The 15,704-nt window shown below is 69.9% G+C and carries 13 protein-coding genes; all 13 read right to left on the bottom strand.

Annotation, left to right across the window (positions count from 1 at the left end; genetic code table 11):
- Window positions 1-1,413, bottom strand: coding sequence for an RsmB/NOP family class I SAM-dependent RNA methyltransferase (locus ACQUSX_RS02150; RefSeq protein ID WP_428905325.1), 1,413 nt, complete (start codon window positions 1,411-1,413; stop codon window positions 1-3).
- Entirely contained in the window at window positions 1,410-2,333 is a 924-nt protein-coding gene (fmt, locus tag ACQUSX_RS02145) for a methionyl-tRNA formyltransferase (RefSeq protein WP_428905324.1), read from the bottom strand. The genes ACQUSX_RS02150 and fmt overlap by 4 nt, the downstream gene beginning before the upstream one ends.
- A gap of 27 nt (window positions 2,334-2,360) precedes the next feature.
- Window positions 2,361-4,346, bottom strand: a complete 1,986-nt coding sequence (locus tag ACQUSX_RS02140; RefSeq protein WP_428905323.1) for a primosomal protein N' family DNA-binding protein — start codon at window positions 4,344-4,346, stop codon at window positions 2,361-2,363.
- Window positions 4,347-4,353: 7 nt separating this feature from the next.
- On the bottom strand, window positions 4,354-5,550 hold the full coding sequence (gene metK / locus ACQUSX_RS02135; protein WP_428905322.1) for a methionine adenosyltransferase: 1,197 nt from the start codon (window positions 5,548-5,550) through the stop codon (window positions 4,354-4,356).
- A gap of 123 nt (window positions 5,551-5,673) precedes the next feature.
- Complete coding sequence (gene rpoZ, locus ACQUSX_RS02130) at window positions 5,674-5,928, bottom strand: DNA-directed RNA polymerase subunit omega (protein ID WP_179410807.1); 255 nt, start codon at window positions 5,926-5,928, stop codon at window positions 5,674-5,676.
- Window positions 5,929-6,002: 74 nt separating this feature from the next.
- Window positions 6,003-6,911 carry a guanylate kinase gene (gmk, locus tag ACQUSX_RS02125; protein ID WP_428905321.1) on the bottom strand — a complete coding sequence of 303 codons (909 nt, stop codon included), beginning with the start codon at window positions 6,909-6,911 and terminating at the stop codon, window positions 6,003-6,005.
- Entirely contained in the window at window positions 6,904-7,767 is an 864-nt protein-coding gene (gene pyrF / locus ACQUSX_RS02120; RefSeq protein WP_428905320.1) for an orotidine-5'-phosphate decarboxylase, read from the bottom strand. The genes gmk and pyrF overlap by 8 nt, the downstream gene beginning before the upstream one ends.
- Window positions 7,764-11,051 (bottom strand): carbamoyl-phosphate synthase large subunit, encoded by a 3,288-nt coding sequence (gene carB / locus ACQUSX_RS02115; protein ID WP_428905319.1) that lies wholly within the window; start codon window positions 11,049-11,051, stop codon window positions 7,764-7,766. Before carB ends, pyrF begins: the two co-directional genes overlap by 4 nt.
- Window positions 11,051-12,199 carry a glutamine-hydrolyzing carbamoyl-phosphate synthase small subunit gene (carA, locus tag ACQUSX_RS02110; RefSeq protein ID WP_428905318.1) on the bottom strand — a complete coding sequence of 383 codons (1,149 nt, stop codon included), beginning with the start codon at window positions 12,197-12,199 and terminating at the stop codon, window positions 11,051-11,053. The genes carB and carA overlap by 1 nt, the downstream gene beginning before the upstream one ends.
- Window positions 12,196-12,702, bottom strand: coding sequence for a PH-like domain-containing protein (locus ACQUSX_RS02105; protein WP_428905317.1), 507 nt, complete (start codon window positions 12,700-12,702; stop codon window positions 12,196-12,198). The genes carA and ACQUSX_RS02105 overlap by 4 nt, the downstream gene beginning before the upstream one ends.
- Window positions 12,699-14,012 (bottom strand): dihydroorotase, encoded by a 1,314-nt coding sequence (locus ACQUSX_RS02100; protein ID WP_428905316.1) that lies wholly within the window; start codon window positions 14,010-14,012, stop codon window positions 12,699-12,701. Before ACQUSX_RS02100 ends, ACQUSX_RS02105 begins: the two co-directional genes overlap by 4 nt.
- Window positions 14,009-14,989, bottom strand: coding sequence for an aspartate carbamoyltransferase catalytic subunit (locus ACQUSX_RS02095; RefSeq protein WP_428905315.1), 981 nt, complete (start codon window positions 14,987-14,989; stop codon window positions 14,009-14,011). Before ACQUSX_RS02095 ends, ACQUSX_RS02100 begins: the two co-directional genes overlap by 4 nt.
- The gene (pyrR, locus tag ACQUSX_RS02090) at window positions 14,986-15,516 is read right to left on the bottom strand and encodes a bifunctional pyr operon transcriptional regulator/uracil phosphoribosyltransferase PyrR (protein WP_428905314.1); all 531 of its coding nucleotides are present in this window, start codon (window positions 15,514-15,516) and stop codon (window positions 14,986-14,988) included. The genes ACQUSX_RS02095 and pyrR overlap by 4 nt, the downstream gene beginning before the upstream one ends.
- Window positions 15,517-15,704: the final 188 nt, after the last annotated feature.

Raw genomic sequence — 15,704 nt, 5'->3', positions numbered from 1 at the left:
TCACTGATCTTCCTCAGCGGAGTCTTCGGTGGGAGTGGCGGAGCGCTGCAGCAGCGCAAGGAACATGGCATCCGTGCCGTGTCGGTGCGGCCACAGCTGCGCGCTCGAGCTGCCGGGGCCGGGCTCGATGGGCGCCGCCAGGTCGATCGGCGCGGATGCGACGCCGGCGACGACCGCGCGGGCATCCAGCTCGACGACGTCATCTCGCCGGCGGAGCACCTCGGCGACGACGCCGGTGGTCTCGGCGAGGTGCGGCGAGCACGTGGCGTACGCGACGATGCCGCCCGGTGCGAGCGCGTCTATCGCGGCATCCAGAAGCTGGCTCTGCAGGTCGACGAGCTCGGCGACGTCCGAGGGCGACTTGCGCCATCGCGCTTCCGGCCGGCGGCGCAGTGCGCCGAGGCCAGTGCACGGCGCGTCGACGAGGATGCGATCGAACCCGCCCGGGTGCTGTGCCGCGAAGTCGCGCCCGTCGGCCTCGTGCACCGGCACATCGATCGGCAGCGGGCGCACGGCGTTGCGGACGAGCCCCGCCCTCGCGGGCACCACGTCGTTCGCCTCGAGCCGCGCACCGGCCTCATGCGCGAGCGCGGCCAGCATCGCGGTCTTGCCGCCGGGGCCGGCGCACAGATCGAGCCACCGCTCCCCCGTCCGCACGGGAGCCGCTGCGGCGACCGCGAGGGCGACGAGCTGCGAGCCCTCGTCCTGCACCCGGATCGCGCCCTCGGCATGGCCGATCGCGTCACGGGGGTCGCCGCCGGGAGAGCCGAACGCGGTCGGGGCGTACGGGCGCCGTGGCTCGGCGGGCTCCGCAAGGCCCGGGAGCGCGGCGAGCGTGACCTCGGGCGAGACGTTGTCCGAGTGCAGCAGCTCCTCGAGCTCCTCTGCGCGCCCCTCCGCGGCCAGCGCCCGGCGCAGTGCGCGGATGACCCAGACCGGGTGCGCTGTGCGCAGCGCCAGCCGCTCGTCGTCCGAGCGCGCACCGCTCTCGATGCGCTTCTGCCAGGTGTCGGCGTCATCGCGTCCGATGCGGCGCAGCACCGCGTTCGCGAAGCCGGACGCACCGCGACCGACCTCGGACGCGACCAGGTTGACCGACTCGTTGACGGCGGCGTGGGCCGCAACCCGGGTCGACAGCAGCTGATGCGCACCCAGGCGCAGCGCGTCGAGCACCGCAGGGTCGATGTCTGCGACCGGACGCCCGGCGGCCTCGGCGATGATGGCGTCATAAGTGCCGCGTCGACGAAGCGTGCCGTACGCGAGCTCGGTGGCGAGAGCGGCATCCTGCGTGTTCAGCTTCGCGTCGCCGATGAGCTTCGGCAGCAGCAGGTTGGCGTAGGCGTCCTCGCCGGAGACGGCCCGGATCACGTCGTACGCCACCCAGCGGGCCGGCTGGATCTTCGGTCTGCTCATGATCCGGCCTTCACCGCGGCGTCGAGATGGGCGCCGCGCCACCAGTCGGCGGCGTTCATTGCGCCCTTCCCTGCGGGCTGCACGCGCGTCACAGCGAGAGGCGTCGAGCCGGTGCCGATCAGCACGGCGCCCTTGGTGCCGAACAGCTCGCCCGGTGCGAGCGAGGGAGAATCGGATGCCGCCGGCGCAGCCGCCAGGATCTTGAGTCGCGCCCCATCGAGGGTGGTGTGCGCACCCGGTTCCGGAGTCACCCCGCGATAGCGGGCGAAGACGGCGTCGACGGGCAGTGACCAGTCGAGCAGGCCGTCTTGCAGCGTGAGCTTGGGCGCCAGGGTGACCTCGCCGGACTGCGGAACGGCGACCGCGGTTCCGCCTGCCATCGCGGCGACCACGTCGCTGGTGAGCTCAGCGCCGTCGGCGGCGAGGATGTCCAGTGCGTGATCGGCGGTGGCGTCCGACGGCACGGCGACTTCGCGCATCGCGTACACGTCACCGGCGTCGAGCGCCGGAACGAGCTGGAAGACGCTCACGCCGAGCTGGCGGTCGCCGGCGATCAGCGCGCGCTGGACCGGGGCCGCCCCGCGCCACTGCGGCAGCAGCGAGAAGTGCAGGTTGACCCAGCCGTGTGCCGGGGCGGACAGCAGGGGTTCGCGGACGATCCCGCCGTAGGCGACGATCACGCCGAGATCGGCGCGCAGCGCCGAGATGCGGCCGGTGGCCTCGTCGTCCAGTTTCGCGGTCTTCAGCACCGGGAGACCCAGGTTCTCTGCCGCCGAGGCGACCGGCGACGGAGTCAGCACCCGCTTGCGCCCGAGCGGCGCGTCGGGGCGGGTGATGACGGCGACGATCTCGTGCTGTGCGGCGAGGAGGCGAAGGGCCGGAATCGCGACGGCCGGCGTGCCGGCGAAGACGATGCGCATGAAGGTTCTCCGGAAGGTCGGGGCAGATCAGATCTCTGGTTCGAGGATATCGAGGTGCACGGCGAGCGGGATCCGCTGTCGTCCCCTGCCGCGGCGGGCCTGCGCCGCCTCGGCGACGACGGTCGCGCGCAGCGCGCTGGCGACGGCCTGGCCGGCTGCGTATTCGAAGCGCACCAGCGCTCGCATCCGTCCCTCGTCGCCGATGGGAACCGGACCGAGCACGGCTTCGCCTCGGATGCCGATCTGCGCGAGTGCGTCGAGAGCCGCGCGCACGGAGGCAGGCAGCCCGTCGATCTGGGCGACGCGGGTGGTGGGCGGCATCTGCAGCGGCCGACGGCTCTCGAGCTCGCTGCGGGCGTAGACGGCAGGTGTCCACGTGGCCAGCGCTCGCGCGACCGGGCCGTTGACGCCCACCAGGTGTATCGGTGCTCCGGGAGCGGCCAGGGCGGCCGCGTTGGACCACCAGCGCAGGCACGACTCTCCGATGCGCAGCTCCGGCGCCTGCAGCATCCGCGCCCCATCGAGCAGGATGACGGCGCGGTATCCGTTCGCAGCGATCGGTTCGGCACCGCGGGTGGCCACGACGAGCGCGGGCTTGTCGTCGACGTGCTGCACGGGGTGCGCGCCGTCCGAGACGATCACGCGGACTCCCGGGAACGCGCGGCCCAGCTCGTCTGCGGTCCGCTCGGTGCCGGAGGAGGCCAGTCGAACCTGCGTCGATTCGCACTGGCTGCACCGCCACGAGTTCGCCGACACCCCGCACCAGCCGCAGACCGGCACGGCGCCGCGTCGGCGTGCCCCGAGCGGTCCCCCGCAATGGGCGCAGCGCGCCGGCGCGCGGCACGTGGCACAGACCAGCGTCGGAGCGAAGCCGGGCCGCGCGACCTGCACCAGCACTGGGCCGTCGGCCGTGGCGGCGCGGGCGGTGGCGAAGGCGCTTGAGGGAACGCGCTGCGCCGTCTGCTCGAGCTCCTGCGGCGTGCTGAGCTGCACCTTCGGCGTGATGCGGCGCGCCGCGGTGACATCCTGCATCCAGCCATGAAGCACCAGACGCTCCGCGTCGGTGGAGCGCGCGTGCCCGACCAGCAGCAGTGCGCTGCCCTCCTGCTCCTGACGGATCAGCGCCGCGTCGCGCGCGTGCACGTAGGGGGCCAGCGGCTCTGCCAGCAGTGGGTCGCCGTCATCCCAGATCGCCACCAGCCCGGCGCGCGCGGCGGAGTAGACCGCCGAGCGGTTGCCGATGACGACGCAGGGCGCCTCGTCGAGCGTGCGCAGGAATCCGCGGTAGCGATCAGGGTTGCTCTGGCGCGCATCGTGGCGCACGATGGCGTCATCGGGGAGCATCTCCTGCAGCGTCGCGAGCAGCAGCTCCTGATCGCGGTAGTCAGGCACGACGAGGATGCTGGAGCGTCCGTCCGCGAGCGTCACCGCGGCGGCCGCGCTCAGCACGGCGGCCCACCCCGGGATGCTCCCCTCCTGCACCGGGATCGCCTCGACCGCGGCACGACCGGCACCTGACAGCACGGCGTCGAGACCTTCGTACCGGGCGACGACCTCACGCGCCCTTGCGAGCGACTCCGCTGTGATCGTCGCAGTCTCGGTGACGGACTGCCACGACTTCTCGACGCGCACCTGGCGCTTGGGGATCGCCAGGCGCAGCACGTCCGACGCGGAACCTGCGGCACGATCCGCCGCGCGACGCGCCAGCCGGTACAGACGATCGGGCATCACGACCGTCGGCGAGACAACGCTGTCGATCTCGGAGAGGGTGCGCGTCGCATCCGGCTCCTCATCGACCTCGACGACGAAGCCGTCGATCATCCGTCCCGCGCTGCGCAGCGGTGCCTTGATGCGCACGCCCGGCATGACTTCGCCGAGATGCTCGGGCAGGGCGTAGTCGAACAGCCGGTCCAGCTGCGGCAGCGGCGAATCGATCAGCACGCGCGCAATGCGCCGACCTCCCCCCGGATCCGCTGTCGCCTGCTGTGCAGGAGCGACGGGCTCGGCAGCCACCCCGGCCTCAGAAGCCGGCAGCGCGGCGCAGCTCTTCGGCGCGGTCGGTGCGCTCCCACGTGAAGTCGGGGAGCTCGCGCCCGAAGTGGCCGTACGCGGCAGTCTGCGCGTAGATCGGGCGCAGCAGGTCGAGCTCCTCGATGATGGCCTGCGGGCGCAGGTCGAACACCTCGATGATGGCTCGCGTGATCGTCTCGTCGTCGATCTTGCCCGTGCCGAACGTCTCGACGTACAGGCCGACCGGGCGTGCGACGCCGATCGCGTAGGCGACCTGCACCTCGGCACGGTCGGCGAGCCCGGCGGCGACGACGTTCTTCGCCACCCACCTCATCGCGTAGGCGCCGGAGCGGTCGACCTTCGACGGGTCCTTGCCGCTGAACGCTCCGCCGCCGTGACGGGCCGCTCCGCCGTACGTGTCGATGATGATCTTGCGGCCGGTGAGCCCTGCATCGCCCTTGGGCCCGCCGATGACGAACGGACCCGCCGGGTTGATGTAGTACTTGAGGTCGGACGCGAGGTCGAGACCGGTCTGCTCGAGCACCGGGTCGATCACGAGCTCGCGGACGGCCTCTCGCAGCGCATCCTGCGAGATCTCGGGGTGATGCTGCGTCGACAGCACGACGGCATCCACGGTCTTCGGAGTCAGCCCCTCATAGCCCAGGGTGACCTGCGTCTTGCCGTCGGGGCGCAGGAAGTACAGCTCGCCCGAGCGCCGGACCTCGGTCAGCCGCTCGGCGATGCGGTGCGCGGTCCAGGCAGCCATCGGCATCAGCTGGGGCGTCTCGTTCGTGGCGAAGCCGAACATGATGCCCTGATCGCCGGCGCCGAGCAGATCGCGCGGGTCGGTCGATGCTCCCTCGCGGTGCTCGCGTGCCTGGTCGACGCCCGAGGCGATGTCGCTGGACTGCTCCCCCACCGAGATGCTCACACCGCACGACGACCCGTCGAAGCCGGTGTCGCTCGAGGTGTACCCGATCCCGTTGACGACGTTGCGCACGATCGTCGGGATGTCGACGTACCCCTCGGAGCGGATCTCGCCGGCCACATGGACGAGCCCGGTCGTGACGAGCGTCTCGACGGCGACGCGCGACCCGCGGTCCACGGTGAGCAGCCCGTCGAGGATGCTGTCCGAGATCTGGTCGCAGATCTTGTCGGGGTGCCCCTCGGTGACGGACTCGGAAGTGAACAGACGCAGCGCGCTCATGGGTGCTCCAGATCGGCGGGTTCGGGCGGAGCCGGATTCGACTCGACGCCGTTGTGTTGCAGGCCAGTGTGCATGAAGCCGCCGACATCCGGGGTCGGACGTCGGCGGCTCACACGCTGAAGGTCACTCTGCGTGACGGATGCGAAGCTTGTCTTCGTTGATCTCGTGCAGCGCGATGGTGAGCGGCTTGTCCTCAACGGACGAGTCGACCAGCGGCCCCACGTTGTCGAAGAGGTTGCCCTCGTGCAGGTCGGAGTAGTAGTCGTTGATCTGACGCGCGCGCTTGGATGCGTAGATGACGAGCTCGTACTTCGACTCGACGCGCTCGAGAAGGTTGTCGATGGGCGGGTCGATGATGCCCTGGTTGGTTCCGGCCATGGTGGACCTCCTGGTCAGGCGACGATGTGCGTGTGACGTGTCGCGAAGTAGATGGATGCGTGCGCGCGAACGGATCAGCGCGCAGAGCCTGAAGACAATTCTACGACCTCTTCCGCCGCGGTGGCGACGTCGCCGTTCACGACGAGGTAATCGAACTCGTTCTGAGCGGCCAGTTCAGTGCGCGCGGTGCGCAGCCGACGGGTGCGCTCCTCCGCATCCTCGGTGCCTCGACCGACGAGCCGGTCGACGAGTTCGTCCCACGTCGGCGGCAGCAGGAAGACCAGGGATGCCGACGGCTCAGCGGCCCGCACCTGTCGGGCGCCCTGCAGATCGATCTCGAGAAGGACGGTCTTTCCCTCGGCAAGCGCCGCGTCGACCGGCCCGCGCGGAGTGCCGTAGCGGTGCTTGTTGTGCACGACCGCATACTCCAGCAGCTGTCCTTCTGCGACGAGTCGGTCGAACTCGGCGTCGTCGACGAAGAAATAGTGCACGCCGTCGACCTCACCAGGTCGAGGACTGCGGGTCGTCGCGGACACCGAGAGGTGGATCTCGGGATGCGTCTGCCTGATGTGCGCGGCGACCGTGCCCTTGCCGACGGCCGTAGGGCCCGCGAGCACCAGGAGACGGCTGCGGGCCGCCCGCGGACGGTGTCGAGGGAATCGCTGGTCCAGCCACTCGGAGAGCGCGACGCGCTGCCGAACCCCGAGACCGCCGAGACGCTTCACCGGCGAGATGCTCAGCTCTTCGAGCAGGCGGTCGCGCTTTCCGGCGCCGATCGCCGGCAGTGCGGTCAGGAAATCGGTGATGCGCATCGTCGCGGCATCCGAGTCAGCGTCCTCGGTCGCCTGGCGGAGGACGTCCTGTGGCGCGATGACACGGGTGGTCAGATCCCGCTTCAGCGACGCCCTGCCGCGGCGGCGCTCGAGTGCGCGCCGCGACGCGGCTGCGCGATCGACATCCGGAACGGCACGGCGATCAGCCATGAAGAACCTCCTGATAGCGCGCAGCGCGCGCGGTGATGGCCTCGGCGATGCCGTCGGGTCCTGCGGTGAGGATGCTGCGGCTCTCGCTCGCGAGAACATTGCTCGCGAGCGAGCCGAAGCGGGCGACCAGATCGTCCGGCGTCGCCCCTTGGGCTCCGAATCCCGGTGCGAGAATCGGGGTCTGCGAGAGCCCGGCGTCGTCCAACCCGAACTCGGCGCGCTCCACCGTCGCGCCGATGACGAGCCCCACGGGGCCCAGACCGCCGCCGAAGGCATCCGACCCGTTCACCCAGGTGACGTCGCGCGCGACGCGCTGCGCGACCGTCTCGGCCTCGCCGGCCGCGACATCGATCGTCTGCGCGGTCTGCAGCGCCGCCGCCTCGGGGTTGCTCGTCGCGGCGAGCACGAACACCCCCTTGTCGGCGCGGACGGCGCCGGTCAGGGTCTCGCGCAGCGACTCCGGTCCGAGGTACGGGCTGACCGTCACCGCGTCCGCCTCAAGGGGCGAGCCCGCCTCGAGCCACGCCGATGTGTAGCCGGCCATCGTCGAGCCGATGTCCCCGCGCTTGGCATCCGCCAGCACGAGCAGCCCCGCCGCGCGCGCAGCCGACATCACATCCTCCAGCGCGGCGAATCCGCGCGAGCCGAACCGCTCGAAGAACGCCACCTGCGGCTTCACGACGCCGACCCGCCCCGCCGCAGCCTCGACGACCGCGAGGCTGAAGGAGCGGACGCCGTCCGCATCCTGCCCCATCCCCCACTGCTCGAGAAGGGCCGCATGCGGATCGATGCCGACGCACAGCGGGCCGTGCGCGTCGAGCGCCGCGCGGAGGCGGGCACCGAACGACTGGGTCACGCCGACCCCTCGCGATCCAGCGCGTACTCCTGCAGGCTGCGCACATCGAAGCCCTCGTGCGCGGCATCCATTCCGCTCACCGCGGCGCCGAGCACGGCCATGGTCGTGAACAGCGCCTTGTCGGCGGCGACGGCCGCCGCACGGATCTCGTAGCCGTCGGCGCGCGCGGCGCCTCCGCTCGGGGTGTTCACGACGATGTCGATCCGCCCGTCGTTGATGAGGTCGACGATGTTCTGACCGCCGCTGTCCTGCGTCTCGCTGTACTTCGACACGACGGTGACGCCGATGCCGTTGCGGCTGAGGATCTCGGCAGTGCCCTCAGTCGCGACGAGCTCGAATCCGAGCTGCTGCAGGCGATGCGCGGGCAGGATCACGGCGCGCTTGTCGGCGTCGGCCACCGAGATGAACACGGTTCCCTCGGTCGGCATGCCGCCGTAGGCCGCAGCCTGGCTCTTCGCGAACGCGGTCGGGAAGTCGCGGTCGATGCCCATAACCTCGCCGGTGGAGCGCATCTCCGGGCCGAGCACCGAATCGACGATCTTGCCGTCGTGCGTCCGGAACCGCTTGAAGGGCAGCACCGCCTCCTTCACGGCGACCGGGGCGCCGAGCGGCACACGCGAGCCGTCCTGAGCGGGCAGCATGCCCTCATCGATCAGCTCGGCGACGGTGGCTCCCGCCATGATGCGGCTCGCCGCCTTGGCGAGCGGGATGCCGAGTGCCTTCGACACGAACGGGACGGTCCGGCTCGCGCGCGGGTTCGCCTCGATCACGTAGAGGACACCGGCGCTGATCGCGAACTGCACATTGAGCAGTCCGCGCACGCCGACCCCCTCGGCGATCGCGAGCGTCGCCGTGCGGACGCGATCGATGTCGGTGCGCCCGAGCGAGACCGGCGGCAGGGTGCAGCTCGAATCCCCCGAGTGGATGCCGGCCTCTTCGAGGTGCTCCATGACGCCGCCGATGTACAGATCGGTGCCGTCGTAGAGCGCGTCGACGTCGATCTCGATCGCGTCGTCGAGGAAGCGGTCCACCAGCAGCGGCTTGCCCTCCTCGATGATGACCTCGCCCTCGGTGCGCACGAAGTAGTCGCGCAGCGCGACGGTGTCGTAGACGATCTCCATGCCGCGACCGCCGAGCACGAAGCTGGGCCGGACCAGCACGGGGTAGCCGATCTCCTCGGCGACGCGCACCGCGCCGTCGACATCGATCGCCGTGCCGTTGCGCGGAGCGATGAGTCCCGCGTCGTCGAGCAGACGCGAGAACAGCTCGCGCTCCTCGGCGAGGTCGATCGCAGCCGGACTCGTGCCGAGCACGTTGTATCCGGCGGCCTCGATGCCCTTGGCGAGCCCCAGCGGGGTCTGGCCGCCGAGCTGGCAGACGACACCCAGGATGGCGCCGCTGCGCGCCTCGGCGTCGAGCACCTCGAGCACGTCCTCCAGCGTCAGCGGCTCGAAGTACAGCCGGTCGGAGGTGTCGTAGTCGGTCGAGACGGTCTCGGGGTTGCAGTTGACCATTACGGTCTCGAATCCGGCTTCCGACAGCGCGAACGACGCGTGCACGCACGAGTAGTCGAACTCGACGCCCTGGCCGATGCGGTTCGGGCCCGAGCCGATGATGACGACCTTGGTGCGGTCGCTCGGCGCCACCTCGTTCTCGAAGTCGTAGCTCGAGTAGTGGTACGGCGTGAGCGCGGGGAACTCCCCCGCACAGGTGTCGACCGTCTTGTACACCGGACGCAGGTCGAAGCCGTGGCGGATGCTGCGCACCTCGACCTCGTCGAGGCCGCGCAGCTGCGCGATCTGCGCGTCCGAGAAGCCGTGCTCCTTGGCGAGGCGGAGCGTGTCGGCATCCAGGTCTGCGGCAGCGGCGACCGCGTCGGCGACCTCGTTGATCAGCACCATCTGGTCGATGAACCAGGGGTCGATCGCCGTGGCCTCGAAGGCCTGCTCGATGGTGGCGCCCTTGCGCAGCGCCTGCTGCAGGGCGACGATGCGTCCGTCGGTCGGCGTCTTCGAGATCTCGAGCAGCTCTTCGACGGAGCGCTCCTCCGGGCCCCAGTGGAAACTGGAGCCGCGCTTCTCGAGCGAGCGCAGCGCCTTCTGCAGTGCGGTCGTGTAGTTGCGGCCGATCGCCATCGCCTCGCCGACCGACTTCATGGTGGTGGTGAGCGTGGCATCCGCCGCGGGGAACTTCTCGAACGCGAACCGCGGCACCTTGACGACCACGTAGTCGAGCGTCGGCTCGAAGCTCGCCGGCGTCACACCGGTGATGTCGTTCGGGATCTCGTCGAGGCGGTAGCCGAGCGCGAGCTTGGCTGCGAGCTTGGCGATCGGGAACCCGGTGGCCTTGGATGCCAGCGCCGAGGAGCGCGAGACCCGGGGGTTCATCTCGATGACGATGATGCGGCCGTTGGTCGGGTCGACGGCGAACTGGATGTTGCACCCGCCGGTGTCGACGCCGACGGCGCGGATGATGTCGATCGAGATGTCGCGCATCTTCTGGAACTCGCGGTCGGTGAGCGTGAGCGCCGGTGCGACGGTGATCGAGTCTCCGGTGTGCACGCCGACGGGGTCGACGTTCTCGATGGAGCAGACGACCACGGTGTTGTCGGCGGTGTCGCGCATCAGCTCGAGCTCGTACTCCTTCCAGCCGAGGATCGACTCCTCGAGGAGCACCTCGTTGGTCGGCGAGTCATGCAGCCCGGCGCCGCCGATGCGGCGCAGGTCCTCCTCGTCGTAGGCGAAGCCCGACCCGAGTCCGCCCATGGTGAAGCTCGGACGAACGACGAGCGGGTAGCCGAGCACGGCCGCACCGTCGATGAGCTCGTCCATGGTGTGGCAGATGATCGACTTGGCGACGTCTGCGCCCGCTTCGATCACGAGCTCCTTGAAGATCTGACGGTCCTCGCCCTTGCGGATCGCATCCACCTTCGCGCCGATCAGCTCGACGTCGTACTTCTCGAGGATTCCGCGCTCGTGCAGCGCCATGGCGGCGTTCAGCGCGGTCTGGCCGCCGAGGGTGGGCAGGATGGCGTCGGGCTTCTCCTTGGCGATGATCGTCTCGATCACCTCCGGGGTGATCGGCTCGATGTACGTCGCATCGGCGAAGTCGGGGTCGGTCATGATCGTGGCCGGGTTGGAGTTCACCAGGATGACGCGCACGCCCTCCTCGCGCAGCACGCGGCACGCCTGGGTGCCGGAGTAGTCGAACTCACAGGCCTGGCCGATCACGATCGGGCCGGAGCCGATGACCAGAACGGAATTGATGTCGTCGCGCTTCGGCATTACTTGCTGGCCTCCTGGGTCGCGATGACGAGATCGCGGAAGCGGGTGAAGAGATAGTGGGCGTCGTGCGGTCCTGCCGCCGCCTCGGGGTGGTATTGGACGGAGAACGCCGGGATTCCGTGGGCGCGGATGCCCTCGACGACCTGATCGTTGAGTCCGACGTGGCTGACCTCGACGAGGCCGTAGCCGTTCGGGCTCTCGAAGGGACCGTCCAGCGGTGCCTCCACCGCGAAGCCATGGTTGTGCGCCGTGATCTCCACGCGGCCGGTCGCCCTGTCGAGCACCGGCTGGTTGATGCCGCGGTGTCCGAAGGTCAGCTTGTAGGTGCCGAGACCGAGCGCGCGGCCGAACAGCTGGTTGCCGAAGCAGATGCCGAAGTACGGCAGGCGGGCATCGAGCACCTCGCGGAGCACGGCCACCTGCGTGTCCGAGGCCGAGGGGTCGCCGGGACCGTTCGAGTAGAAGACGCCGGCGGGCTCGATCGCCTGGATGTCGGCGAAGGTCGCCGACTGCGGCAGGACATGCACGTCGAAGCCGAGAGCGGTGAGGTTCTCGAGCGTCGACTGCTTCACGCCGAGGTCGAGCACGGCGAGGTTGCCGATGCGCTCCGCGGTGGCGGGCAGCACCCGCGCCTCGGATGCCGAGACGGCAGCCGACAGGTTCTGTCCGGCCATCTCGGGAGCCTCGGTCACCCGACGCTGCTGCTCGGCGCCGTCCAGTGCTGCGTCCGCGCCGGAGAAGATCCCTCCGCGCATCGCTCCCGCGTCGCGGATCCGGCGGGTCAGCGCGCGCGTGTCGATGCCGCTGATGCCGACGATCCCATCGCGCACGAGTGCGTCGTCGAGCGACTCCTCGGCTCGCCAGTTCGACACGCGACGTGCGGGGTCGCGGACGATGTAGCCCGCGACCCAGATCTTCGAGGACTCGTTGTCCTGGCTGTTCATACCGGTGTTGCCGATGTGCGGAGCGGTCTGCAGGACGATCTGCCCGGCATAGGAGGGATCGGTCAGCGTCTCCTGATAGCCGGACATTCCGGTGGCGAAGACGACCTCGCCGAGCGTGGTGCCGCGGGCGCCGTAGGCGCGGCCGGCGAAGCGGGTGCCGTCCTCGAGGACGAGTACGGCAGCGTCGGGATTCTGCGTGGTCAAGGGTTCACTCCGTTCTCCGAAGCGGCGCACAGGCGCTCGAGCTCCGGCAAGATCTGCTGAGGATCGGCTGACGCGAGCCGAAGGAAGGAATCGACGAGGATGCCGTCGGCCGCACGCCACACCAGGCGGATCAGCCCATCGCGCTCGACCACCCGGTCGATCGTGACGGTCGCACGATCGGCGGCGACGAGCCGCCCGGAGGCGAGGAAGACCGTCGGGGCTCCGTCGAGGCTGAGCGCCACCCCGCGGTCGGTGAGCACGAGCTCTCCGCGGGCGCGGTAGGTCAGCGGGCGGATGGCGACCCGTTCCAGAGGCTGATCGTGCTTCGTCGTGGCGACGTAGAGGATCTCCTGGCGAGCGGTGACCTCGGCATGCTCCGGCACGCCGATGGGCGCGCTGAGCCCCGAGTCGCGTCGCAGGCGCGCACGCCATGCGAAGAACATCGCCAGCAGGATGAGTGCGGCCGCGGCGGCCATGATCAGGCCGGCGAGTTCACGCGTCATACGGTGCTCCGCTCGTGCAACTGCTCAACCAGTGTTCCGCCGTCAAGGGTGACCACGCCGCCGTGGATCGTCCACTGCACCCGGCCGGGCAGCTCGCGGCCGAGGTACGGCGAGTTGTGGCTGCGGCCATGCAGATCGGCCTCGGTGAACACACCGGGCACTGATGGGTCGTAGAGCGTGATGTGCGCGGGCCGGCCGACCTCGAGAGAGCCGAAGCCGTCCAGCTGACCGATGCGCGCGGGTGTCGTGCTGAGCACGCGGGCGACGTCCGACCATTCCAGCATCCCGGTGGTCACCATCGACTGATGCACCACGCGGAGTGCGCTCTCGAGCCCCACCATGCCATTCGCGGCGGACTGCCACTCGCACGCCTTGTTCTCGGACGGATGCGGGGCGTGGTCGGTGGCGACGATGTCGATCGTGCCGTCCGCGAGGCCCTCGCGCACCGCCATCACGTCCTCCTGCGTGCGCAGCGGCGGGTTCACCTTGTAGCGGGCGTCGTAGTCGCGCACCAGCTCATCGGTCAGCAGCAGGTGGTGAGGCGTGACCTCTGCGGTCACCTGCACGCCGCGCTTCTTGGCCCAGCGGATGAGGTCCACCGAGCCGGCGGTGGACAGGTGGCACACGTGCAGGCGGGATCCGACATGCTCGGCGAGCAGCACGTCGCGGGCGATGATCGACTCCTCGGCGACGGCCGGCCAGCCGGTAAGACCCAGCTCTGCGGAGACGACGCCCTCGTTCATCTGGGCGCCCTCGGTCAGGCGAGGGTCCTGTGCGTGCTGGGCGATGACGCCGTCGAACGCCTTCACGTACTCCAGCGCACGGCGCATGATCAGCGGGTCCCAGACGCAGAATCCGTCGTCGCTGAACACGCGGACGCGTGCGCGGGACGATGCCATCGCGCCGAGCTCGGCGAGGCGCTCGCCCTTCTGGCCGACGGTGACGGCGCCGATGGGCTGCACGGTGGCGTAGCCGGCGGCCTCGCCGAGGGCGAGCTCCTGCTCGACGACGCCGGCCGTGTCGGCGACCGGCTGGGTGTTGGGCATCGCGAACACGGCGGTGAAGCCGCCTGCTGCCGCCGCCCGCGTACCGGTCAGCACCGTCTCGGATGCCTCGAAGCCGGGCTCGCGCAGGTGCGTGTGCAGGTCGACGAGCCCCGGGAGGGCGACGAGACCCGCGGCGTCGATCACGCGCGAACCGGCTCTGCTGAGCCCTGCGCCGATCTCGGTGATGACACCGTTCTCGATCACGATGTCGGCGCTTTCGCGCCCGAGCAGCTGGACTCCTGTGACGACGAGGGTCTGGCTCACTTCACTTCCCCTCGTTCTTCGCTTCTTCCGTCTTCGTTCCGTCCGCCTGCCAGAAGCAGGTAGAGCACGGCCATCCGCACCGAGACCCCGTTCGCGACCTGCTCCAGCACGGTGGAGCGCGGCGAATCGGCGGCATCGGAAGAGATCTCGAGACCGCGATTCATGGGGCCGGGGTGCATGACAATGCTACCGCTCGGCAGCGATGCCGCGCGCACTGCGTCAAGCCCCCACATGCGCGAATACTCCCGCTCAGTCGGGAAATACGCGGCATGCATCCGCTCGCCCTGAATGCGCAGCATCATGACAGCATCCGGGCCCTCGGCGAGAGCCGCATCGAGGTCGTACAGCACCCGCACGGGCCACTGCGTGACGTTCTGCGGCACGAGCGTCGGCGGGGTGACCAGCGTGACGTCCGCGCCCAGGGTGGACAGCAGCCAGACGTTGGATCGGGCGACGCGTGAGTGCAGCACGTCGCCGACGATCACGATGCGCAGGCCCGCCAGGTCGTGGCCACGGCTGTCTGCTCTGTATCGGCGCTTGCGGATCGTGAAGGCGTCGAGCAGCGCCTGGGTGGGATGCTCGTGCGTGCCGTCGCCGGCGTTGAGCACGCCGGCCGAGATCCAGCCGCTGGTCGCCAGCGTGCGGGGCGCGCCCGAGGCGGGATGGCGGATGATCACAGCATCCGCTCCCATCGCCTCCAGAGTCTGGGCGGTGTCCTTCAGGCTCTCGCCCTTGGAGACGCTGGACCCTTTCGCCGCGAAGTTGATGACGTCGGCGGAGAGCCGCTTGGCCGCCGCCTCGAAGGAGATGCGCGTGCGGGTGGAGTCCTCGAAGAAGAGGTTCACCACGGTCTTCCCGAGCAGGGTCGGGAGTTTCTTGACCTCGCGCGACTGGGTGTCGGCCATGTCTTCGGCCACGTCGAGGATGCGCAGCGCCAGCTCGCGATCGAGGGTGCGGGTGTCGAGCAGGTGCCTCATGATTCGATCGTCACCTCGTCGGCGCCGTCGAGTTCGCGAAGACGCACGTTGACACGCTCAGAACGAGAAGACGGGATGTTCTTGCCCACGAAGTCGGGGCGGATCGGCAGCTCGCGGTGGCCGCGGTCGACGAGGATCGCCAGGCGCACCGCGGCGGGGCGTCCGATCGACTGCAGCGCGTCGAGGGCGGCGCGGATGCTGCGACCCGAGAACAGCACGTCGTCGACGAGCACGACGGTTCTGCCGTCGATCCCGCCGACGGGGATCTCGGTGCGCTTCGGCGCGCGGGTCGGGTGCTTCGAGAGGTCATCGCGGAACAGCGTGATGTCGAGCGATCCGACCGGGATGTCGACACCGGCGATGCCGGAGACGACCGGACCGAGTCGGTCTGCCAGAGTCACTCCCCGAGTCGGGATGCCGAGAAGGACGAGGCCTTCGGCGCCGCGGTTGGATTCGAGGATCTCATGGGCGATGCGCGTCAGAGCGCGCGCGATATCGGCTTCTTGCAGCACGGTGCATGCAGACAATGGCCACGTCCCTTCTCCGCCTCACAGGACGGGGTTAAAGGTGGTGATGACTCCAGTCTAGCCCGGGCCGTGCCGGCTGCTGCGCACGAGGCCGTGCACGGGAACAGGCCCGTTGCCGAGTACAGGCTGCCTTCGTGTGATTCGGCCTGCGCTCGTGAAACAGCCTGTGCTCGTTGACGCGCGGCGCA

The sequence above is a fragment of the Microbacterium alcoholitolerans genome (assembly GCF_050408615.1).
Classification (GTDB): domain Bacteria; phylum Actinomycetota; class Actinomycetes; order Actinomycetales; family Microbacteriaceae; genus Microbacterium.
The sequence above is the reverse complement of the archived record's forward strand: the minus strand, read 5'-3'. Positions and strand labels throughout refer to the sequence as shown.

Excerpts from the sequence above, each read along its gene's own strand:
- ACQUSX_RS02150 (WP_428905325.1), bottom strand. The coding sequence starts at position 1,413 with ATGAGCAGACCGAAGATCCAGCCGGCCCGCTGGGTGGCGTACGACGTG.
- fmt (WP_428905324.1), bottom strand. The coding sequence starts at position 2,333 with ATGCGCATCGTCTTCGCCGGCACGCCGGCCGTCGCGATTCCGGCCCTT.
- metK (WP_428905322.1), bottom strand. The coding sequence starts at position 5,550 with ATGAGCGCGCTGCGTCTGTTCACTTCCGAGTCCGTCACCGAGGGGCAC.
- rpoZ (WP_179410807.1), bottom strand. The coding sequence starts at position 5,928 with ATGGCCGGAACCAACCAGGGCATCATCGACCCGCCCATCGACAACCTT.
- gmk (WP_428905321.1), bottom strand. The coding sequence starts at position 6,911 with ATGGCTGATCGCCGTGCCGTTCCGGATGTCGATCGCGCAGCCGCGTCG.
- carB (WP_428905319.1), bottom strand. The coding sequence starts at position 11,051 with ATGCCGAAGCGCGACGACATCAATTCCGTTCTGGTCATCGGCTCCGGC.
- ACQUSX_RS02105 (WP_428905317.1), bottom strand. The coding sequence starts at position 12,702 with ATGACGCGTGAACTCGCCGGCCTGATCATGGCCGCCGCGGCCGCACTC.
- ACQUSX_RS02095 (WP_428905315.1), bottom strand. The coding sequence starts at position 14,989 with ATGAGGCACCTGCTCGACACCCGCACCCTCGATCGCGAGCTGGCGCTG.